Source organism: Brevibacterium sp. SIMBA_078, from assembly GCF_046534565.1.
In the GTDB taxonomy this organism is placed as follows: domain Bacteria; phylum Actinomycetota; class Actinomycetes; order Actinomycetales; family Brevibacteriaceae; genus Brevibacterium.
On sequence record NZ_JAWRYQ010000003.1, the window covers coordinates 379,523 to 401,009 of the forward strand.

A 21,487-nucleotide genomic window follows, 5' to 3' on the forward strand; every position below is an offset into this window, starting at 1 on the left:
CCTAGCGACTGCGCCATAATTGACTCATGGCCTCCTCTGCTCTTCTCGACATCGTCACCGGTTTCGGTGCCCGAGATGAGCGGATCGTCCATGTCCGCGATATCCCGCAGCGTTTCGAACGGGATGCCGAGTGGCCGGACTGGATCGACGAGGAACTCAAACACGCCTGTCATTCCATCGGCGTCGACGCTCTGTGGCAGCACCAGCTCGAGGCGGCGCAGACGGCCAGGGACGGTTCCGATGTCGTCATCGCCACCCCCACCGCGTCGGGCAAGTCCTTGGGATTCTGGCTGCCGGTGCTCGAAGCGATCCAAGCGACGCGCGGGAAGCTGCGCACCGCCTCGGCGATCTACATCGCTCCGACGAAGGCTCTGGCCGCCGATCAGCTGACCAAACTCGAACGGTTCGTCATCCAGGGCATGCGCCCGGCCAGCTATGACGGGGACACCTCTCAGGTCTCGAAGGACTGGGCGCGACGGCATGCGAACATCATCTTCACCAACCCGGACATGCTCCACCGCAGCATTCTGCCCCAGCACGAGCGCTTCACCCGGATGTTCAAGAACCTGCGATTCATCGTCATCGATGAAGCCCACCGCTACCGCGGAGTGTTCGGCTCCCACGTCGCGCTCATCCTGCGCCGCCTGTTGCGCATCGCCGCCCACTACGGCGCCTCGCCGGTCGTCATCGGAGCCTCGGCGACGATGGCGGACCCGGATGTGGCCTTTGCGAAGCTGACCGGCCGGCCGGCTCACGCGGTGACCGAGGATTCGTCCCCACGTGCAGCCGGCAGCTTCGCCCTGTGGGAGCCTCCTGTGTCACCGGGCGGGGACCGGCGCAGCGGCCTGGTCGAGGCCGCCGATGTCATCACCGATTCCATGTGCGCCGGATATCGATCGATCACGTTCATCGCCTCGCGCCGAGGCACCGAAGCATTGGCGCAGACGGTCCGAGACCAGGTGGGCCAGGTGGACGACACCCTGACCGGCAAGGTCGCCGCATACCGGGGCGGGTACCTGGCCGAAGAGCGCAGAATGCTCGAGACGGCGCTGCGTTCGGGTCGGCTGCTGGCCGTGGCATCGACGAACGCTCTGGAGTTGGGCATCGACATCTCCGGCCTCGACCTCGTCATCATCTCCGGCTGGCCGGGAACCCTGGCCTCCCTGTGGCAGCAGGCGGGACGCGCGGGCAGAGCCGGGCAGCGGTGGATGGCGGTGTTCATCGCCCGCGATGATCCGCTCGACACCTTCGTCGTCCACCATCCCGAAGTCATCTTCGACTCCCCCGTCGACGCCGGCGTCATCCATCCGGGCAATCCGCACGTGCTCTCCGGCCACCTCTGTGCGGCCGCCGCCGAGGTGCCGCTGAAGTCGGCCGACCTCGTGCACTTCCCGGACAGTTCGTCCGAAGTCATTGACGATCTCGTGGAACGGAAGATGCTTCGGGCACGTCCGACCGGATGGTTCTGGGCGAAGGACCAACCAGCGACCGACCTGTCCGATATCCGCGGCTCCGGCGGCGGTCAATTCAGCCTGGTCGAAGCGAGCACCGGCACTCTGCTGGGCACGGTCGACGAATCGGGTGCACATACGGGAGCCCATCCGGGAGCGGTGTACACGCATCAGGGCATCGACTTCACCGTCCTCGATCTCGACCTCGAGGACCGGATCGTCGCCGTCGAACGTGCCCAGGTCGACTACACGACTCAGCCGCGCTCGCAGACGGAGATCTCGATCGTCGACACCGATGCGCAGCGGGTTCTGCCCTCCGGGGTGGCTGTGTGCAGCGGCACCGTCGACGTCAAGGATCAGGTCGTCGCCTACCGGATGCGGGCCAAGCGCGGTGGAGCGATCATCGCCGAACATGAGCTCGACCTGCCGGAGCGCACGCTGCGGACGAAGGCCGTGTGGTGGACGATTCCGCAGAGCGTCCTCGACGAGGCCGAAGTCGTCTCCGGAGACCTGCCCGGAGCGGTCCACGCCGCCGAGCATGCCTCGATCGGCTTGCTGCCGCTCTTCGCCGGCTGTGACCGCTGGGATATCGGCGGCGTGTCGACGGCCCTGCACGCCGACACCGGGCGGGCGACGGTGTTCGTCTATGACGGTCTGGCCGGTGGTGCCGGTTTCGCCGAGCGCGGCAGCGAGGTCATCGAAGAATGGCTGGGGGCGACCAGGGACGCCATCGCCGCATGTGAGTGCATCGACGGCTGTCCGTCCTGTGTGCAGTCGCCGAAGTGCGGCAATGGGAACGAGCCGTTGGAGAAGGACGCTGCGCTGCGGCTGCTGCGCACCGTGCTCAGGTAGCGATCCCTCTCATTTTCCGGCGACCGCCTCCTCTCTGACCTTCGGCAGTGGTCCCGGGATGTCGACTTCGATGACGACGTAGGCGGATTGCTCACTCAACGACGCACGGCAGTCCTTGAGGTGTCCGCCGTTGCGAGTCGCTACCTCCTTCGCCGTCTCACACGGTTCCCCGGTGGCCAGTCCGCGCACGGCGTCTGCGGCGGCGAGCGCCGCCAGGTCCGCGGCGCTCTGTGCCCGACTGTGGGCGACGAAGGCCTGGCCGAGGCTGCCGATGGCGGTGACGAGGACGAGCACGATCGAGCAGAGTCCCACGACGATGTTCGTCATGACGGCCCTCCTCGGTCCCCTTCGAAACGTGCGGTGGCATCCGCGTCGACGGTGTCGAGGAAGAAGATCGCGGCCGGCAGTTCGATCGTGACCGTGACGACCGAGTATCCGCCGTCGGCTCGAACGCGGACCGAGGAGGAGTCACCGGCGTGCTTCTTCGCTTCGGACACGACTGCGGCCTGGGGTTCGCCGCGGGCGATCTCACGGGCCGCGGACCGTGCCGCGTCGAAGGCTCGCAGCTGGGAGAACCCGACAGCGGCGGCTCCCGCGAGCAGCACGATGAGAAGAACGACGGCCGGCATGACGACGGCGAATTCCGCCGTCGCCGTTCCCGCATCGCGATCCCATCCTCCCTGCCGCTGACAGGAGCGTCCGCATGCCATGACGGTTCAGCTTCCCAGACCGAGCGCCGAGGAGATGACCCCGGTGATGAGTTCCTTGATCGGTTCGGATTTGAGGACGACGACGAGCAGTGCGGCGAATCCGCACGCGGCCAGAGTGGTGATCGCATATTCGGCTGTGGTCGCTCCGGCGTCGGGTTCCCAGAACTGTTCGATCTCACTGTGGTCCTCGACCGGTTCGATGTGCCCGGCCGGCGGATCCTCGATCTCCGGGGACGGTGATGTGGTAACCATGCTCTCCTCCTTGGCTGAAACCCCGTTCGCACTCTGCGAGCGGACCTTCAGCCTGGGAGTCGGCATGCTGCCGTGTCCAGGGCCGGATTCGCCCCTGTGGAAACGGGTTCTGCATCCACAGGCTCACGGTGTGCGAGTGGAGGCGCCGTCCACAGGAAACGGCGTGCGAGTCAGTGGCGCCGACGCCTCAGCTGTTGCCGGCCCAGTCGTCTCTGAGGATGGCCATGATCACTTCATCGTGGCGCCGACCGTTGAAGAACACGGCCTCGCGTCGACGGCCTTCTTCGACGAATCCGGCTTTCGTATAAGAGGCGATTCCGCGGGTGTTGAATGCCCAGGTCTGCAGCTCGATGCGATTGAGTCCCAGTTGGAGGAACCCGTATTTCACTGCCAGTCGCACCGCATCCGAACCGTATCCGCGGCCGTGGAATTCGGGGCCGAGGACGATCGCCAGAGTGGCGGACTGGTTGATGGGGTTGCGTCCGTAGAGGGTGATATGGCCGACGAACTCCTCGGTTTCGGTCAGCTCGATGCTGAAGCCGACTGCCTCGCTCGAGGTGTTCGCGCTCCACTGCGAGAACTGCTCGGACACACCCCCTTCGGGCCGCGGCAGAACCGTGTGATTCTGCAGGACAACGATCGAGGGATCGAACCACCACTGTTCGAGATACGGCAGATCATCCTCCCTCAACGGCCGCAGACGCACGGATCGACCGATGAAGAGATTCTCGGCGTAGTCCTCGGCTTGTTCGACATTGGACAGCTGATTGAATGGTGTGACCGGTGCCATGTCCCGAGCCTATCGGTCGAGTCTGAAAACCAGGTCACCGCTTCAGAAGAACACGGTCGTGAGGTCGGTCAGCAGTGAGATGACGACCGGAACGACCGACAGCAGCAGGAACGCCGGCAGAATGCACACGCCCAAAGGCAGCACCAGCTGCACACCCAGAGAGGCGGCTGCCTCCTGCCGACGCCGGCGAGAGGAAGCCCGCAGCTCCTCGGCCACGGATTCGATGAGAGGTGCCGGGCCGACGCCGGTGTGTTCGGAGAACTCGAAGACCTCGAGCACCGGCAGCAAACGATCGTCGTCGGCGAGCCTGCGCCCTCCGATGGTCATTGCACGGGCGATCCTCTGCAGGCCCGACCGATCAGCGGTCGCCTCGGCGGTCAGGGTCAGTGCCACGGGAATCGGCAAGCCGGAGGTCAGGCAGATCGCCACGAGGTCGAGGTCGAACGCGAGCTGATCATCGGCCACCGCTCCTGCTGTCCCCGACTCCGGCGTTCCTGCCTCCCCAGTGGCTGCCTCGGTGTCGGTGGGAACGGATCGGCCCTCGCCGAGGAGGCTCTGCAGTCTCCCGCGGGTCGGTCCGGACCACAGGAGCACGCCGAGTCCGACGCAGACCCCGATGAGCACAATCAGCATGGTCACCTCTGTGCCCTGAGCATCATCGTCCGCATCCACCACCGGCCGACCCCGTACAGGAGGAGGCCGGCACCGATGCTCAGCTGTCCCGGCAGCCCGGTGATGAGTTCCAGAGGTCGGACGCCGATGAGCAGCCCGAGACCGACGCCGATGAGCGGCAGCCAGCTGAGCACCCGGACCGTCGACCTCGGTCCGGCCATGGCGATGCGACGTTCGCGTTCGGCGTCGAGGGCGTCTCTCTGCGCCGCCGCATACCGGAGGATCATCTCGGCTGCAGGTGCTCCGGAGCGTTCGGACACCGTCCACACGGCGGCCATTCCCGACAGCACGTGAGCGGCGGTCTCCGACAATCCGGAGCTGCGAGTGGCGATGGCGCGTCCGGGTTCCTCGCCCAAGGAAATCGCTCGTGAGATCGGGGTCAGAGCGTCGTTGCGGCGACTCAGCGTGCTCATCACCGCCTGCGGGGTCATCCCCACTTTGAGCAGGTGGGCGCAGTTCTCCACAGCGGCGATCGCCCACAGACGTTCGGACTGATCATCGGCGGTGTGACCGCCTCGGCGAAAAAAGGCGCGCACGCCTTTCCGCACCGATTCGCCGCCCTCGCCATGAGGCAGGAGCTCCCGCAGCCTGGAACCAGGGTCCGGGGGCGAGGCGAGGATGACTCCGGCCGCTACGAGGATGGCGGTGAGGACGATCATTGCGCGGACTTCTGTTCGAGCACGGCTTCGAACCGGGCCAGGGCACGCCGATTGACGGTGCCGGGCGTCGACGGTGCGGGGCGACCCCACACCGGTTCCATCACCACGCCCTCGGATCCGGTCCTCGTCGGGATCGCCAGTTCCGTGACTCCCCGCTCGCAGCCCGTGCGGCGCAGGTGGATGACGAGGTCGATGGCGGTGGAGAACTGCGAATACACGGCGTCCGGGCTCATCTGCGCCAGCGCACCGAGCGCGGCCACCCGGCTGGGCACGGCCTCGGCGGTGTTCGCGTGGATCGTCGCACACCCACCTTCGTGACCGGTGTTGAGGGCCGTGAGCATGTCCCGGACTTCGGCACCACGGCATTCCCCGACGACGAGGCGGTCGGGCCGCATCCGCAGGGCGTTGCGGACGAGGTCGGTCAGGGTCACTTCGCCGCCGCCTTCGACGTTGGCCTGACGCGCGGCGAGCTGCACGGTGTGCGGGTGGGTGACGATGAGTTCGCGGGAGTCCTCGACGATGACGATGCGTTGGATCGGTTCGACCAGGGAGAGCAGGGCGCCGAGGAGGACGGTCTTTCCCGTGCCCGTCCCGCCGGAGACGAGGATGTTCGCCCGTGAGGTGACCGCCTCGGCGACGAGAGGGCTGATCTCATCGGGGACGAATCCTTCAGCGCAGAGTTGGGAATAGGGGAATCCGGCCCGTTTGGGTACGCGGAAGCTGATCGTCGTCGTCTCCCCGGAGATCGGTGGGACGATCGCGTTCATCCGCACCCCATCGGGCAGGCGCACGTCGACATAGGGGGAAGAGTCGTCGAGCCGGCGCCCGCCGAGGGCGGCCAAACGCACCGCCAAGGACCGCACATCCTCTTCCGCTCCCAGTGTCAGGTCGAGCAGTCGGGGACCGTCACCGGTGTCGGCGAAGATCTCACGGGGCCCGTTGACGAACACGTCCGTGGTACCGGGCACCTCGAGCACGGACTGCAGGGGGCCGGCCCCTGACAGCTGCGCGGACAGCCGGGTGACGAGTTCGAGCAGGGCGGAGGAACCGAGCACGCGCCCGGTGCGCTGGACCGCCTCGGCGACAGCGGCCGTGGTCACCGGCCCCGGATTGTCGAGCAGCGTTTTGCGGACATCGGCGACGAGCGAAGCGTCGAGCCATTCGCTCATTCCACCCACTCCCCCAGCAATCGGTCGACGAGGCGGCCGAGGTGCGCGCCGCCTGGGATTCCCTCACCGCGGTCGACGGCGGCGGACAGGCCCCGATCATCGCGGATGCTCCCGGCCAGGCTCAGCCCGATGGAATCGGCGAGGAGGTCGGCGTCGAGACCGCCGACCCCGGTTTCACGGACGACGAGGCGCACATCCGGGTGGGCGTGGGAGAGCCGCTTGGCCACTTGGGAGGAGGCGACGGCGGATCGGACCCGGGCCGGGGAGACGAGGAGGACGTGATGGCAGCGCCGGGTCCACTGAGGCGGGGCGTGGCGGGGCAGATCGACGATAACGAGGTCGAAGGCCTGGCCGGCCGCGGCGAGGAAGTCGTCGAAGACGTCCGGATCGAGGTCGACGGTGTCGTCTCGTCCCCAGGACAGAAGGGCGAGTCCGTCGTGGCGGGGCAGCGCTTCGGCCAAGGTGGAGGGCCGCAGCTGTCCGCGGGAGGCACTGAGGTCGGTCCACCGGGGACCGGGCGCCTGTTCGGCACCGAGGACGAGGTCGAGTCCCCCGCCGAGCGGGTCGGCGTCGACGAGGACGGTGCTGTGATCGGCTCCGGCCCGCCGGGCGAGTGCGCAGGCGAGCACGGAGGCGCCGGCTCCCCCGCATCCGGCGACGACGCCGACCGTGGTCCCAGGTGCCGTCGGCGGTTCGACAGCGGCGATCATCCGCCCGCTCAGCCATTCCGCGGCGGCAGGCAGCACGGCGAGCTGGTCGACGCCGAGGTGCGCGGCCCTCGCCCTGGTCGAGGAGGGTTCGTCATCGTCGAGGACGACGAGGATCGTGTCTGCCCGGTCGGTGGCGGGCGCTTCGCGGACGTCTTCGCCGAGGAGGATGAGCGACGCGGACTGCCAGCCTCCGGAGTCGGGAGGCAGGACGGTCAGCGAGATGCCGATGCTTTCGGCCACTCGGGCGCATTCTTCGGTGATCGCACCGAGGTCGGTGATGAGGGCTACCTGCATGCACCGAGCCTGGACCCGCTCGGCTGTCACCGGCCAGACCCGAGTGCCGCCCTGTGGATGGGACGACGAAGGGGCGCCTCCTGTGAGGTTGAGTCACAGGAGACGCCCCTAGCGGCAGTCGGCGGCCTCCGCCCACGTCAGCTGCTGTGGGCCGACCGGCCGATCACATTGTGTGGTGTCGGCGGGCACCGATTCGACCGAAGTCCGTCCACAACGCTGACGTGCGAGTGCATCCCGGTCGGATCAACCGCGCTGGATTCCTTCGATATTGCGCAGGATGCCAGTGGTGCTGCCGTCGGAGTCGCGGACCTTGAACCAGGATCCGTTGTCCTCGAGGCTGAGGTACCAGTCACCGGGGTAGATCGTGAACACCGGCATTCCGGTGGTCTCGTCCACGGCTTCGCGCGGTTCGGGAACGGCGAACCAGAAGGCCTGGATGATGGGGCGCCCACCGTCCTGGCTCTCAGCCTGACCATTGTCCTGATCGGCGTTCCGTCCGTTGTTCGGCGCATCGCCGGACCGGTTCTGCCCCGCATCGGCGGGCACCGGCTGGTTGTCGACGGCAGTCTGCGCCATGGTCTCGTCGTTCGACCTCTCCGCGCCCCCGTCGGTTTCCGGCCGGTTGGCATAGTCGGCCACGGGAACGTACTGAGTCGGCTCTTCGCTTTCGGGAGCGGTGGTCCGCTCCGAGTTGACTGCCGGCTCCATCACAGCGGTCGCCTGTTCGTCATCGTCCGCGCCCATCTTGCCTTCTGAGGTGGGTTCGTCATCTGACACGACCTTGTCGTCGGCCGGGGTGCTGACGGTGGCTTCGGTGGAGCGGATGTTGGCGTCGTCGTCCGAGCCCTGCGCCGTGGTCCCGTCGGTCGATGCCGGGGAATCCGATGGCGAAGCGTTCGACGCCGCATCTGCCGAGGTCGCGTCTTCCGATGCGTTTCCTGTCGAAGCCTGATCGGCATCCGTCGAGGACTGCGCAGCCGAGTTCGCGCCGGCGACGTTCGCACCTTCGGCGACGTTCGTGTCCGACGATTTGGCGTTGACCTTGGAGACCAGGTCGCTGCCCTCGGCCGGTGACACCACTGCGGGGGTCTCGTCCGACGTCGCCGAGGCGGCAGCGGACCGGTCCGCGGACGTGTCGTCGTTCGCCTCATCCTGCTGAGCTGCCGACCCGTTGTCGGTCGTTTCCGCGCCGGGCGTCGATTCCGCGTCGGACTCCGTTTCGGGAGCGGCGTGGCGGCCGCGGCGACGTTCGGAATCCGAATGCGCGGCAGCGACGCCGGCAGCACCGGCACCGATCACTCCGGCACCTGCGGCAGCGGCCGCGGCGCCCGAGTGCGACTTGTCATCTGACTGCGTGGACTCGGCGTCAGACGCTGCAGGCTGGCTGCCCGATCCAGCGGCCTGGCTGTCCGCAGAGGCGGTCTGGTCTCCGGTCGCATCGGTCTGCGGCTGGCCGGCTCCGACGCCGAATGCCTGAGTCGGTTCGCTTTGCGAATGCTGTGGGGCGTCCGAATCGTGACGGCCCAGATAGGTCTGTCCGTCACCGGTGCTGTGCACCGGCCCGTCGGCCGAAGCCTGGTCCGATGCCGCTTCCGCGGATTCGGGCGCAGCGCCCGCGTCCGAGGTGCCTGCAGCAGCGGGTGCGGCGAAGGAGCCGGCCGAACGCTCGGAATCCTGCTCCTGCGGCGGAGCGTAGGGGCTGGGCTGGTTCTGCTGGTCCGAAGGCTGGGCCAGCTGGTCGGGAGCGGCGAACTGGTTCTGCTGTTCCGGACCACCGAACTGTCCCGGACCGCCGAACTGGTCCTGCTGTCCGGGCGCACCGTACTGAGTCGGCTGGCCGGACTGTCCCGGGCCGCCCGGCTGACCGAACTGATCCGGCTGACCGGGCCCCGCCTGTCCCGCACCGGCCGGAGCCGCTCCGTAGGGCGTGAATCCGGGTGCACCGGCGCCCGGGCCGGCAGCACCGGGCACATTGGCCACTGGTGCCGGATGCTGGGTGTGCTTGGTGACAGGGCGCGCCTTCGGATGGGTTTCGATGTCCTCGCGGCCGGAGAATTCCTTGGCGAAGAACGGCAGCATCGTGAATACTCCGGCGAAGAACGCGATGAGGCCGGCGAAGAACGTCAGGTACGAACCCACATGCCAGTAGACCGCCGAAGTGAGCAGATCGACGAACACATAGGTGAAGGCGATCGCCGAGAGCACGGAGATGAATTGGTCGAGGCTGAGCGATCCGACCCGCAGTCGGCTGTTGCCGAGCTTGTTGACGAGCACGGCCGCCACGATGAGCAGGATCGTGAGCACTCCGAATACGAGCGCGCCCATGTCCGCGACATTCCAGTGCCACAGAGTCATCGTCCCGCTGCCGAGGCCGTAGCTGTATCCCCGGTAAGGCACGAACAGTGCGATGAAGGCGAGCAGCCCGGCGAACAGGAGGAAGAGGTCGCGCAGAGTCAGCGGGCCGAGGATTCCCGGGCCGGTCTTCTGCTTCGGCGCGGGCGCCTGACCGAACTGGCCCTGTCCCGGAGCCGAACCATAGGGTCCCGGCGCCGATCCGTAATGACCCGGAGCAGAACCGTAAGGGCCGGGTCCCGAACCGTACTGGGCCGGGGCTGAACCATAGGGTCCTTGTGCGGCGGGCTGTCCCGGAGCCGAACCGTAGGGTCCCGGTGCGGAACCATAGGCCGGCCCGGGAGCCGAACCGAACTGTCCCGGCCCCGAACCGTAGGCCGGCGGCTGGCCACCGGGCTGCTGCACGTTCTGGCCCGGGTACTGCGGGGGCTGATCCTGCCACGGCTGTGGGCCGGACCCGGTTGGATGCTGCGGCGAACTCATCGCTGACTCCAGTCGATCTCGGGGAAAAGCTAACAGTGTTTCCGTGTCCGCGCGGGACAGATCCCGACAGACTCTGACCCCATCCTTGCAGAACACAGGCCTCCTGTGCACTCATATGCCCATTCTCAGGCACGTCGATAACTCCTCATTCTCCCGCCGAGGCGGCCCTTCGGTCTCCCCAAGACCGCCGAAAACATGTGAGCCATACCACAGGAACTGTGCGGCGGCTACCCCCGATTTCCCCGCTCATCGAGTGAAACTGCCCTCCACTGCCCTCGAGCACAGGTATACAGTGCAACTAGAATTTTCGATCCACCAAGGAAGTCGGAGGGAAAGCATGACCGAAACCGCTGCCGAGCAGACCGAGACGTTTGCCCCGCCTGAGCAGTTCGCCGCGAACGCCAACGTCAAGGCAGACGAATACGAACGCGCCGAGGCAGACTATCTGAGCTTCTGGGCTGAGCAGTCCCGTGAGCTCGTCGATTGGCACGAAGACTTCGGCGAGGTCCTCGATTGGACCAACCCGCCGTTTGCGAAATGGTTCGTCGGCGGAAAGCTCAATGTCGCTTACAACTGCCTCGACCGTCACGTCCTCGCCGGCAATGGCGACCGGGTGGCCATCAACTTCGAAGGCGAGCCTGGCGACTCCCGCATCTTCACCTATGCCGAACTCCTCGCCGAGGTGTCGAAGGCGGCGAACACGCTGACCGATCTCGGCGTCAAAAGCGGAGACCGAGTCGCCATCTACCTGCCGATGATCCCCGAAGCCGTGATCTCGATGCTCGCCTGTGCCCGCCTCGGTGCGGCACATTCCGTCGTCTTCGGCGGATTCTCCGCCGATGCTCTGCACTCGCGCATCATCGACGCCGAAGCCCGCGTCGTCATCACCGCCGACGGCAGCTACCGTCGCGCCAAGCCCACGAGCCTCAAGCCCGCCGTCGATGAAGCGATCTCCCAGGGAGACACCCCGGTCGAGCACGTCCTCGTCGTCAAGCGCACCGGTCAGGACGTCGACTGGGTCGAGGGCCGCGACCAGTGGTGGGAGGATTCCGTCGGCCAGGCCAGCGACGAACACGAATGCGAGTTCTTCGACTCGGAGCACCCGCTGTTCATCCTCTACACCTCCGGTACGACAGGGAAGCCCAAGGGCATCCTCCACACCACCGGCGGCTACCTGACCCAGGTGCTGTACTCGATGAAGGCCGTCTTCGACATCAAACCCGAAACGGATGTCTTCTGGTGCACCGCCGACGTCGGTTGGGTCACCGGTCACTCCTATGTCACCTATGGCCCGCTGGCCGCCGGCACGACTCAGATCATCTACGAAGGCACCCCCGACACCCCGCATCAGGGCCGTTGGTGGGAGATCATCGAGAAGTACAAGGCCACGATCCTCTATGCCGCCCCGACTGCGATCCGCACATGCATGAAGTGGGGCGAGGAGATCCCCGCGAAGTACGACCTGTCCAGCCTGCGCCTGCTCGGCAGCGTCGGCGAACCGATCAACCCCGAGGCCTGGCGCTGGTACCACCGCGTCATCGGCGGTGAGCGCTGCCCGATCGTCGACACCTGGTGGCAGACCGAGACCGGGGCCCACATGATCGCTCCCCTGCCCGGCGTGCTGTCGACCAAGCCCGGTTCGTCCCAGCGTCCGATCCCCGGCATCTCCGTCGACGTCGTCGATGATTCGGGCGAGAAACCGGCGGGCCCCGAAGGCGGACTGCTCGTCATCCGCCGCCCGTGGCCGTCGATGCTGCGCGGAATCTGGAAAGACCCGGAGCGCTTCAAGGAGACCTACTGGTCACGGTTCGAAAACACGTACTTCGCCGGCGACGGCGCCCGCCGCGATGAGGACGGGGACATCTGGTTCCTCGGTCGAGTGGACGACGTGATGAACGTGTCCGGTCACCGCCTGTCCACCGCGGAGATCGAATCCTCGCTCGTCGCCCATTCCAAGGTCGCCGAGGCGGCCGTGGTCGGCGCTGCCGACGACACATCGGGTCAGGCCGTCATTGCGTTCGTCATCGTCGTAGGCGGCGTCGAGGATTCTCCTGAGACCGCCGAAGAGCTGCGTCAGCATGTGGGCAAGGACATCGGCCCCATCGCGAAGCCGAAGAAGGTCCACATCGTCACGGACCTGCCCAAGACACGCTCCGGCAAGATCATGCGCCGTCTGCTCAAGGACGTCGCCGAGAACCGGGAGGTCGGCAATACGTCGACCCTCGCCGACGCCTCGGTGATGGACCAGATCGAGAAGTCCGTCGCAGGAAGCTGAGCCTCTCGCCCTGAGGCCGGACTCGGTTGACCCGTCGGTGACAGACGACCCTGCCGCATAGCGGCCGTCGTCGGGATCCGACGGGTTTTCCCGATTCCCCGCCGATTCGCCTTTGGCCGAAGGGCGCGTTCAGACTACTCTTAAGTTAGATTGTCCTCGTTCTCGATTTAGGAGCTCTCATGGCCGAACGGTCCATCAGCGAACTGATCAAAGGCATCAGCGACGATTCCAAAGCGATCGCCGAAGAAGAGATTGCCCTTGCCAAGGCCGAAGCCACTGCCGGTGCGAAGAACCTGGGCATCGGTGCGGGACTGGCCGTCGTCGCGCTCTTCCTGCTCTTCCTGTCCTCGTTCATGGTGATCTTCGCCGGTGCGGCCGCATTCCATGAGGGTCTGGGCTGGCCGTGGTGGGGCAGCTTCCTCATCGTCTTCGGCATCCTCGCCGTCATCGCGATCATCCTCGTGCTTGTCGCACTCCCGCTGTTCAAGAAGGGCAACCCGGTCCCCGGCACCGCGATCGGCTCGGCCAAATCGCTCGTGGCCTCGGTCAAGCGCGCAGTGAAGAACCCCTCGGGACCCCGTTACTGAACCACTACTGACAGGACCCGCTCGGTCCTCGACAGCGAGACAATGAAGCGGCGCCGGACATCGTGTCCGGCGCCGCTTGTCACTTTCTCACTCAACGCATTCGCAGTCAGCGCCGCTTCGCCACCCGCTCCTTGGCCTCACGTCGCACCTGACGTTCCCGCTTGCGCGCTTCGGCCAGCACCTTCTGCGCCTGCCTGACGGCTTTCTGGGCCTCCCGCAGCTTCTTATCGGCGATGACATCGGGGTCATCATCAGCGATCATGGCCTTCCCATCAGCCGATTCCCCGGCAGCGTCGCCGGAGGAGTCGGCCGGGGCTGTCGCGCCCGAGCCGTCCGCCGTCCCGGATTCGGCGCCGCTCCGCCTGCGCTCGACCCCGTCGATGAAGGCCTCCACTCCGTCGAAGCCGCGTTCGAGTCCGAAGTCGAAGGGATCGGACTCCGAGGTGAAGACCCCCGCATCGATCGCCTTTCTGAGGAACGGATACCCATCCTCGGTGATGACCGCGTCGAAGAGCCGCTGCTCCCGGGACGCCACCTCGGCGGCATCCAAGCCGGTCGTTCGACTCTGCTCCTCATAGCCTGCGGCGATCATTCCCTTCCAGCGGGCGGCACCGGTGACGAGCAGGGAGACGGCGATCCGCTCCTCTTCGGTCAGACCGGTATCCGAGAGCGCCTCGAGGCCGGCCTCCAGCCAGGCCGAGCTGTTCGGGGTGATCGGGCTGCCAGTGATCGGCATCGACAGCAGCCAGGGCTGTCGGACATAGATCAGTGACTGCGCCTCGTAGAGTTCACCGAGTCGTGCCCGCCAGCCGAGATCCTCCTCGGCAGCCTCCGGCGGCAGACCGGTCGCCTCCTCCTGCATGAGCAGGAGCAGATCGTCCTTCGAGCTGACATAGCGGTAGAGCGACATCGGCGTGTATCCGAGTCGTTTCGCGACCGCCGACATCGACACCGCTTGGATCCCGTCGCTGTCGGCGATCTCTATCGCAGCGTCGACGATCTTCTCGACGCTCATCTCCCTCTTCGGTCCCCGCTGGGGAGTCGCCGCCACACCCCAGGCCAGTGCGATTCCGCTGGGAAGCTGCTCGATCAGATCATCCGTGCTCATGCCGTCAGTCTATATTGTGTATGGCATATATTGCGTGTTAGTGTCATATACAGTTTCTGTCATATACAGAACTCTTTTCCCGGAACCACGACTCGTGAGAGGACTCCCACCTTGACCACCGACAGTTCCACCAGCACCGCACATGACTCAACGGCTCCGTCGCCGAAACCGACAGGGCACATCGTTACGGATGATGTCCGGCCTCCCGCTGTCTCCTTCACACAGGTGAGCAAGCGCTTCGGAACGACGACCGTCCTCGACAGGCTCGACCTCCACGTGCACAGAGGCGAGGTCTTCGCGCTTCTCGGCTCCAACGGCGCAGGGAAGACCACCTGCATCAATATCCTCACCACGCTCGTCCGCCCCGATGCCGGATCGGTTCGGGTCATGGACGTCGATGTGCGTCAGTCACCCGCCGAAGCGAAGCGGCGATTCGCCGTCACCGGACAGTCAGCTGCCGTCGATGCCCATCTCTCGACCGAAGAGAACCTCGTCCTCCTCGGTCGGCTCTCCGGGCTGAGCCGGAGTGCCGCGAAAGCGAGAAGCCGCGACCTCGCCGAGAAGCTCAGCCTCACAACCTTCATGTCCACCCGGGTCGCCGCACTCTCCGGCGGCATGCGTCGCCGCCTCGACCTGGCTCTCAGCCTCGTCGTCCCCGTCGAGGTGCTCATTCTCGACGAACCCACCACCGGGCTGGACACCCGCTCCCGGCAGGAGCTGTGGAACGAAGTCAGCGAGCTCTCCCGAGGCGGCGCGACGGTGTTCCTCACCACCCAGTACCTCGACGAGGCCGATGCACTGGCCGACCGGATCGGCCTGCTCGACAGCGGCCGAATGGCGGGTCTGGGCACACCGGCAGAACTCAAGGCACGCATCGGCGAGGACACCGTGTCGATCCGCGGAACAGACGGAACTCAACTGGATGAGATCGCCACCGACGGCACCGTCTCGGGTCTCGCCTCGGCGCTCGAGCCGTGGACTTCCCGATCGCCTCGGGCCTCGGTTTCGCTGCACAGCCCCAGCCTCGACGATGTCTTCCTCGCGTTCACCTCTGCCGGCTCGCCTCACTGAGTGTTCGATGTCCAATCCCACGTCTCCGCTCTCCACACCGTCCAGAGAGGACAACGCAATGTCACACAGTCACCCGAGCACCGACACACCGACCACAGCAGCGACCACCGCTTCTGCCCTCCCCCGCGGGGTCTCCCGTACACGCCCTCGAGGGCTCTCCGCCGAGGCGACCTTCATCGGCAGGAGCCTGCGTCACGCGGTTCGCGACGTCGAATCGCTGCTCATGGCCGTCGCTCTGCCGGTGATGCTCATGCTCATGTTCACCTTCGTCTTCGGCGGCGCCCTCGATCCCGACGGCGGCTACGTCGACTACGTCGTCCCCGGAATCATCCTCACCTGCGCCGGCTTCGGTGCCGCCTCGACCTCGCTGTCGGTAGCTTCGGACATGACCTCCGGGTTCGTCGACCGGCTGCGGACGATGCCGGTGCGAGCGTCTGCCGTCATCACCGGGCACGTGGCGGCGAGCCTCGCAAGGAATCTGTTCGCCACTTCCATCGTCCTCCTCGTCGCCGTCGCCATCGGATTCCGCCCCTCCGCCGGAGTGGGCGAATGGCTGGCGACCGTCGGACTCGTCGCCCTCTACATTCTGGCGATCACGTATCTCTTCGCCGCTATCGGCCTCGCCGCGAAGTCTCCCGAATCCGCCAATGGATACGGTTTCATCCTGCTCTTCCTCCCGTACGTCTCCAGCGCGTTCGTGCCGGTCGAGACGATGCCGAGGTGGTTGGAGGTGTTCGCCGACAATCAGCCGATCACTCCGATCATCGACGCTCTGCGCGCACTGCTCATCGGCACCGAGATGGGCGCTTCCGGCTATCTCGCTGTCGGCTGGTGTCTGCTCATTCTCGGCGCGGCGGCGGTGTGGGCCGCGGTGCTGTTCAGAGCGAAGGCCGGGCAGCGCTGACCGGGGCCGGATCCGCAGGGGCCGAATTCAGAAGTCGATGGCGATGGGAGCCTTCTTGTCCCATTCGCCGGCCCAGCCGAGATGGTCGAGAGCGAAGTCGAGGATGCCGGCGGTGAAGCCCCATACCTTGAGGACTCCGACGTCGAAGGCCGGAGTCGAGATCTTCAGATCGGGACGGGCGAAGGTTCCGCGGTTGGCTGGGGCGACGAGATCGGCGATGGCCACCCGATAGACGGAGTAGGACTCCCGCTGATCCATCACCTGGACTTGGCCCGGCTGACGCCAATAGCCGATGACCGGAGTGACCTCGAACTTCGAGACGGGGATATAGAGTGGACCCATCTCTCCGAGAACGTCGACGGTGTCCGGGGAGATTCCGGCTTCTTCCTCCGCTTCACGCAGCGCGGCGGCCGCCATGGAATCGTCTTCGGGGTCACGACCGCCACCGGGGAAGGCGACCTGTCCGGGATGATGGCGCAGGGTCGCGGCCCGCTGTAGAAGAACGATGTCGACATCGGCGACGCCGAGTTCGGCCAGGCGCGATGCTTCTGCGCCTCCCGCCTCGGTGCGAGGCTCTCCCCCGCGCCCGAAGAGCATGAGAACGGCGGCGTCACGGGCGGACTGCTCGGCGGCGTCCTTCTGTCGGCGCAGCCACAGCGGGGACCCGTGCGAGGCAGCGAGATCTTCGAGCTGCCCGCGCAGGGCCCCATCGGCGATCGTCGCCGATTCGGGTGGAAGGTCGGGGATTCGGGCGCTCATCGTCCCTCCTCGGGGACAGCCTCCTCGGCGGGAGTGGCCAAAGGCGCCATTTCGAACCGAAGCATGGCACGTGCCTTGTCCGGGTCGAGTTCCCCGATCCCGAACGATGGGCACAGCGCCGTCAGGGGGCAGGCTCCACAGGCGGGCTTGCGGGAATGGCAGATGCGGCGGCCGTGGAAGATCACCCGATGCGAGAGCATGGTGAGGTCCTTCTTCGGGAACAGGGCCGCGATCTCGTGCTCGGCCTTGACCGGATCGGTCTCCTCGGTCCAACCGAAGCGGCGGGCCAGCCGGCCCATATGTGTATCGACGGTCAGCCCAGGGGTGTCGAAAGCGTTTCCGAGGACGACGTTCGCGGTCTTTCGTCCGACTCCGGCGAGCTTGACGAGCTTGTCCAGCTTGTTCGGCACCACGCCGTCGTATTCATCGACGAGTTCGTTCGCGAGCTTGACGATGTTGCGGGCCTTGGCCCGGTAGAACCCTGTGGAGCGGATGTGCTCCTCGACCTCGATGAGATTGGCCACGGCCAGGGCGTGGGCGTCGGGGAAGGCGGCGAAGAGGCTCGGGGTGACCGAGTTGACGCGGATATCGGTGGTCTGGGCGGAGAGGACGGTAGCGATGAGCAGCTGGAACGGAGTCTCGAAGTCGAGCTCGCACTTCGCGTTCGGATACACCTCGGCGAGGATGCGATGGATCTTCCGCGCCCGGCGGGTTCGTCCCAGCGGGGTCTCCTTCGCGAACTTCCGCGCGCTCTTCTCTGCCACAGTCAACACGACTCACCATCCTAATCCGTGCCCTGTCATTCCGCAGTCATGCCGGTCACACCCGTGAATCATGTTCGCGCCCGGATCTGCGCACCTTGTTCTGGCCGGCTGCGGGAATGGTGTGGACGGGAGTCGTGTTGGGCGGTGCGGGAGAGGTTTTCATACTGATGGGCCACACTCCCGCGTCTTTGCTGGTATCGATGCAGATGACCAGGTAGATTTGTGTGTGATTATCACGACAAGGAGGAACCAGTGGATATTGAAGTGGTGCGGGGCGCGACGCTCTTCGCAGGTCTGGACGATGAAGCCACCAGTGCATTGATGAAGTTCATGAACCCGCGGAGTCTCCGTCGGGGAACCGTGCTCTTCCATGAGGGCGATGCCGGTGACGAGCTCTACATCGTCTCCTCGGGCAAGCTCAAGATCGGCCGTGAGTCCTCCGACGGCCGTGAGAACCTGCTGTCCGTGGTCGGCCCCGGCGAGATCATCGGTGAGCTCAGCCTCTTCGATCCGGGCCCGCGTTCGACCTCTGTCACTGCCGTCTCCCAGTCGGAGCTGCTCAGCCTCAAGCACGAAGACCTCACCACTTGGCTCAACGAGCGTCCGCAGGCCGCGATGAACCTGCTCAAGGCCCTCGCCCAGCGTCTGCGTCGCACCAATGAGACCGTCGGCGACCTTGTCTTCTCCGATGTGCCCGGCCGTGTCGCCAAGGCTCTGCTCGATCTCGCCGCTCGCTTCTCGAAGCCGGCTCCCGACGGTGTGCTCGTCGCTCACGACCTCACTCAGGAAGAGCTGGCTCAGCTCGTCGGTGCCTCGCGTGAGACCGTGAACAAGGCACTGGCCGACTTCGCCGCCCGCGGCTTCATCCGTCTCGAGGCCCGCTCCGTCGTCATCCTCGACATGGACCGGATGCGCAACCGCGCCCGCTGATCCTCCCGGCGACGTGCGGCCCCAGTGGCCCGTGGACGCCGCAGTGAAAGGACGCCCCAGCCGATTCGGCTGGGGCGTCCTTCGTGTTCGGGGCGTGGTGTCAGCTTGCGCTGTTCGAGCCCTTCCGCAGCTCTCAGGCGTCGTCGGCGGCGGGCAGGGCGTCGAGGTAGGCCAGCTGAGCCTTGACGATCTGCTCGGCCGCCGGCCGCACGCTGGGGTCGACGTCGTGGTAGACGATGTCGCATACCTCCGAGGCCGTCTTCGCGCCCTGCTCCAGTGCCGCTTTGACCTGCTCGATGCGTTCGAGTCGGTGGGAGCGGTAGTAGTCGATCACCTCGGCGGGGGCGTCGATGCGCTCACCATGGGCCGGCTCGATGATGGCGAACTCCCCGGCGTCGAACAGCTCCTTCAAACGGTCGAGAGAGTCCAGGTAGTCACCCAGGGAGCCTTCCGGGTGGGTGACGATCGTCGTCCCCTCCCCCAGGATCGTGTCGCCGCTGTAAAGGGCCCCGGCATGGATGAGGCTGATGCTGTCGCTCGTGTGCCCGGGGGTGGCAACGACGCGCAGCACATCGGCCGGAGTGTCGCCGAAGGCGATCTCGTCGCCGTCTGTCACCGGATCCGTATGACGTGCGAATCGCTCCAGCACGGCGTAGACGGGAACCTCTGGTGCCCACTGTTCGATGCTCCCGAGCATTTCGGAATGATCGGCGTGCTGGTGGGTGAGAACGATCGCCGCCAGATCACGGTCGGCCACCTCGGCGAGGAAGGCATCGCGGTGATCGGCCATCTCCGGGCCCGGATCGATGACGACCGCGGACGAGTCATCCTGGCTGGTGAGCACGTAGGTGTTCGTACCGGTCAGGGTCATCGGGCCGGGGTTGTTCGCACGGATTCTCATGAGTCGTCGTTCTCCTCGTCTGTCGTTTCGTCATCGTCGTCGCCGCTGAATGTCAGGAAGCCGGGACTCTGGTCGTTGTCGGTCTCGCCGACGGCCACGGCCCGGTCGCGCAGGCTTCCTTTGCTGTGGGGGTCCTTGCCCGTGTGGATGACGACCTTCCAGTCGCCGTCGTCATCGACGATCTCCGGACGCAGCGGGTGGACGTTGCGTATCTGCGCCATGGCCGCACCCACGGTCGGGACCTCTGCGAGGCTTTCGACGATGATGCGGGCAGCCGCGCCGATGCGGTCGGGGTCTCCTCCCACCTCGTTAAGTATCTGGCCGGGGCGTTTCCAACCGGCGGAGGTCTCATTCGGCGACAGGAAGTCGACGTCCTGGCCGAAGGGCACGGTGGCGATGAAATAGGTGGTGTCGAACCGGTGCAGCTGGGTGGGGGTGTTGATCCAGCGCAGCCACGGTTTGCACAGGTCGGGACGCAACCTCAGGTCACGGTCGCGTAATACCTGTGACCAGGACACTTCGTTCGAGAACAGTCTCGATCGGGTGGTGTGCCAGTCCGTCTGCGGTGTGGCGACGATCTCCCGGTCGACATCCTCGGCGAGCAGGATTCCTGTGGCTGCGAAGGTGATGCGGGCGGCCGCGGAGAAGTGGTGCAGGGCGCGGGATTTGTTCTCGATGCTCAGCGCACGGGCGCACCGGGCCGAATTCCATCCGGCCAGAGGCAGCTTCCGCACATCGCCCGGGCGCAGGCTGCTGGTGGGAAATGCCCACCGGTTGCGGTCCTCGACGCCGCGGGCGTCGAGCTGCCGGGTGATGAAGAGTTCCAGCCCGTCCGCGGAATCCCTGATCAGCACGATCGCCGAGGTGGGGCGCGGGGCCTCCGGGACGGGCCACCGTCCGTCGGACTGCCAGTGGTCAAGCAGCCACCGCAGTTCCGACGAAACGGGAAGAGTACGTCCGCTAAGCGGCATCGCCTGAGACCTCGACGATGACCTCGACCTCGACGGGGGTGCCCAGGGGCAGAGTGTTCACACCGACCGCGCTGCGGGCGTGCTGCCCACGGTCTCCGAAGATCTCACCGTAGAGCTCGGACACGCCGTTGATGACGGCCGGCTGCTGGGTGAAGTCGTCGGCGGAGTTGACGAAACCGGTGACCTTGACGACGCGCACGATCTTGTCGAGATCGCCGATGACTCCGGCGATGGCGGCCAGAGCGTTGAGCCCGGCGGTGCGTGCCAGCTGGTAACCGGTGTCGAGGTCGACGTCCGTGCCCAGGTGACCGGTCGCAGGCAGCTTGCCGTCGACGACGGGCAGCTGGCCCGAGGTATAGACGTAATTGCCGGTGCGCAGGGCGGGGACGTAGGCGCCGGCTGGTGTGGCGATCTCCGGCAGTTCGAGGCCGAGTTCGTTCAGGCGCTCAAGGGTCTTCGACATTGTTCTTCTTTCGGTGGGGGTGAGGTGTCAGTGGTCCTGCCGGTTCAGATCACTCTTTGGGGCGTTTGAGGTAGGCCACGAGTCCGTTGTTGTCGGGGCCGGGGACGACCTGCACGAGTTCGTATCCGTCCTCGCCCCACTGGTCGAGGATCTGCTTCGTCGCGTGGACGATGAGCGGCACGGTGACGTATTCCCACTTGGTCATGGTTCTCCTGAGTTGTCGGTGCGTCGCCGAGGCGGTCCGGGTGATCCGGTATGACCAGGCTTTCCTGGTGCGGTCGACGACGCTGGTCCGTTCCCCACACTAGCCCAGACTGGGCACGCTGGGCACCTGTGTTCCGTGGGCGGCGGTCACTGCCG

At 66.2% G+C, this 21,487-nt stretch carries 22 protein-coding genes; 6 read left to right on the plus strand and 16 right to left on the minus strand.

Annotated features, from left to right (window positions below; all coding sequences use genetic code 11):
- The first annotated feature begins 26 nt into the window (after positions 1-26).
- Entirely contained in the window at positions 27-2,303 is a 2,277-nt protein-coding gene (locus SB749_RS13585; protein ID WP_410710763.1) for a DEAD/DEAH box helicase, read from the plus strand.
- 9 nt (positions 2,304-2,312) lie between these two features.
- Here SB749_RS13585 and SB749_RS13590 read toward each other — a convergent pair whose 3' ends face one another.
- The 9 genes from SB749_RS13590 to SB749_RS13630 all read right to left on the minus strand — a co-directional run bounded on the left by SB749_RS13590 (position 2,313) and on the right by SB749_RS13630 (position 10,394).
- Positions 2,313-2,630, minus strand: coding sequence for an Rv3654c family TadE-like protein (locus SB749_RS13590; RefSeq protein ID WP_410710764.1), 318 nt, complete (start codon positions 2,628-2,630; stop codon positions 2,313-2,315).
- Positions 2,627-3,013 (minus strand): TadE family type IV pilus minor pilin, encoded by a 387-nt coding sequence (locus tag SB749_RS13595; protein WP_410710765.1) that lies wholly within the window; start codon positions 3,011-3,013, stop codon positions 2,627-2,629. Before SB749_RS13595 ends, SB749_RS13590 begins: the two co-directional genes overlap by 4 nt.
- Before the next feature lie 6 nt (positions 3,014-3,019).
- Entirely contained in the window at positions 3,020-3,265 is a 246-nt protein-coding gene (locus tag SB749_RS13600; protein WP_410710766.1) for a DUF4244 domain-containing protein, read from the minus strand.
- Between the two features lie 187 nt (positions 3,266-3,452).
- Entirely contained in the window at positions 3,453-4,055 is a 603-nt protein-coding gene (locus SB749_RS13605; RefSeq protein ID WP_410710767.1) for a GNAT family N-acetyltransferase, read from the minus strand.
- A gap of 42 nt (positions 4,056-4,097) precedes the next feature.
- On the minus strand, positions 4,098-4,688 hold the full coding sequence (locus SB749_RS13610; protein WP_410710981.1) for a type II secretion system F family protein: 591 nt from the start codon (positions 4,686-4,688) through the stop codon (positions 4,098-4,100).
- Positions 4,689-4,690: 2 nt separating this feature from the next.
- The gene (locus SB749_RS13615) at positions 4,691-5,386 is read right to left on the minus strand and encodes a type II secretion system F family protein (RefSeq protein WP_410710768.1); all 696 of its coding nucleotides are present in this window, start codon (positions 5,384-5,386) and stop codon (positions 4,691-4,693) included.
- Positions 5,383-6,555, minus strand: coding sequence for a TadA family conjugal transfer-associated ATPase (locus tag SB749_RS13620; protein ID WP_410710769.1), 1,173 nt, complete (start codon positions 6,553-6,555; stop codon positions 5,383-5,385). The genes SB749_RS13615 and SB749_RS13620 overlap by 4 nt, the downstream gene beginning before the upstream one ends.
- Entirely contained in the window at positions 6,552-7,559 is a 1,008-nt protein-coding gene (ssd, locus tag SB749_RS13625; RefSeq protein WP_410710770.1) for a septum site-determining protein Ssd, read from the minus strand. Before ssd ends, SB749_RS13620 begins: the two co-directional genes overlap by 4 nt.
- Before the next feature lie 243 nt (positions 7,560-7,802).
- On the minus strand, positions 7,803-10,394 hold the full coding sequence (locus SB749_RS13630; RefSeq protein WP_410710771.1) for a hypothetical protein: 2,592 nt from the start codon (positions 10,392-10,394) through the stop codon (positions 7,803-7,805).
- Positions 10,395-10,731: 337 nt separating this feature from the next.
- On the opposite strand from SB749_RS13630, the gene acs reads away from it, so the two are divergent.
- Together acs and SB749_RS13640 are read left to right on the plus strand one after the other, a co-directional pair.
- Entirely contained in the window at positions 10,732-12,669 is a 1,938-nt protein-coding gene (gene acs, locus SB749_RS13635) for an acetate--CoA ligase (RefSeq protein ID WP_410710772.1), read from the plus strand.
- 179 nt (positions 12,670-12,848) lie between these two features.
- Positions 12,849-13,256, plus strand: a complete 408-nt coding sequence (locus SB749_RS13640) for a phage holin family protein (protein ID WP_025778074.1) — start codon at positions 12,849-12,851, stop codon at positions 13,254-13,256.
- Between the two features lie 106 nt (positions 13,257-13,362).
- Here the strand turns inward: SB749_RS13640 and SB749_RS13645 are convergent, their stop codons facing one another.
- Positions 13,363-14,364: a TetR/AcrR family transcriptional regulator gene (locus tag SB749_RS13645; protein WP_410710773.1), complete on the minus strand. Its 1,002-nt coding sequence runs from the start codon at positions 14,362-14,364 to the stop codon at positions 13,363-13,365.
- 225 nt (positions 14,365-14,589) lie between these two features.
- Between SB749_RS13645 and SB749_RS13650 the strand changes: the two genes are divergently transcribed.
- Entirely contained in the window at positions 14,590-15,435 is an 846-nt protein-coding gene (locus SB749_RS13650) for an ABC transporter ATP-binding protein (protein WP_410710774.1), read from the plus strand.
- A 58-nt stretch (positions 15,436-15,493) separates the two neighbouring features.
- Positions 15,494-16,339, plus strand: coding sequence for an ABC transporter permease (locus tag SB749_RS13655; protein ID WP_410710775.1), 846 nt, complete (start codon positions 15,494-15,496; stop codon positions 16,337-16,339).
- A 27-nt stretch (positions 16,340-16,366) separates the two neighbouring features.
- On the opposite strand, the gene SB749_RS13660 is transcribed toward SB749_RS13655, so the two are convergent.
- Both SB749_RS13660 and nth read right to left on the minus strand, forming a co-directional pair.
- Complete coding sequence (locus tag SB749_RS13660) at positions 16,367-17,098, minus strand: NUDIX hydrolase (RefSeq protein ID WP_410710776.1); 732 nt, start codon at positions 17,096-17,098, stop codon at positions 16,367-16,369.
- Positions 17,095-17,871 (minus strand): endonuclease III, encoded by a 777-nt coding sequence (gene nth, locus SB749_RS13665; RefSeq protein ID WP_139468712.1) that lies wholly within the window; start codon positions 17,869-17,871, stop codon positions 17,095-17,097. The genes SB749_RS13660 and nth overlap by 4 nt, the downstream gene beginning before the upstream one ends.
- Positions 17,872-18,114: 243 nt before the next feature.
- Between nth and SB749_RS13670 the strand changes: the two genes are divergently transcribed.
- Entirely contained in the window at positions 18,115-18,792 is a 678-nt protein-coding gene (locus SB749_RS13670; RefSeq protein WP_101545702.1) for a Crp/Fnr family transcriptional regulator, read from the plus strand.
- Between the two features lie 133 nt (positions 18,793-18,925).
- Here SB749_RS13670 and SB749_RS13675 read toward each other — a convergent pair whose 3' ends face one another.
- From SB749_RS13675 to SB749_RS13690, 4 genes are read right to left on the minus strand one after another with little or no spacing between them, the layout of a single operon-like run.
- Entirely contained in the window at positions 18,926-19,693 is a 768-nt protein-coding gene (locus tag SB749_RS13675) for an MBL fold metallo-hydrolase (protein WP_410710777.1), read from the minus strand.
- Positions 19,690-20,664, minus strand: coding sequence for a hypothetical protein (locus SB749_RS13680; protein WP_410710778.1), 975 nt, complete (start codon positions 20,662-20,664; stop codon positions 19,690-19,692). Before SB749_RS13680 ends, SB749_RS13675 begins: the two co-directional genes overlap by 4 nt.
- Positions 20,654-21,127, minus strand: coding sequence for a RidA family protein (locus SB749_RS13685; RefSeq protein ID WP_062244853.1), 474 nt, complete (start codon positions 21,125-21,127; stop codon positions 20,654-20,656). Before SB749_RS13685 ends, SB749_RS13680 begins: the two co-directional genes overlap by 11 nt.
- A 49-nt stretch (positions 21,128-21,176) precedes the next feature.
- Entirely contained in the window at positions 21,177-21,332 is a 156-nt protein-coding gene (locus SB749_RS13690) for a hypothetical protein (protein WP_009883339.1), read from the minus strand.
- Positions 21,333-21,487 lie beyond the last annotated feature (155 nt).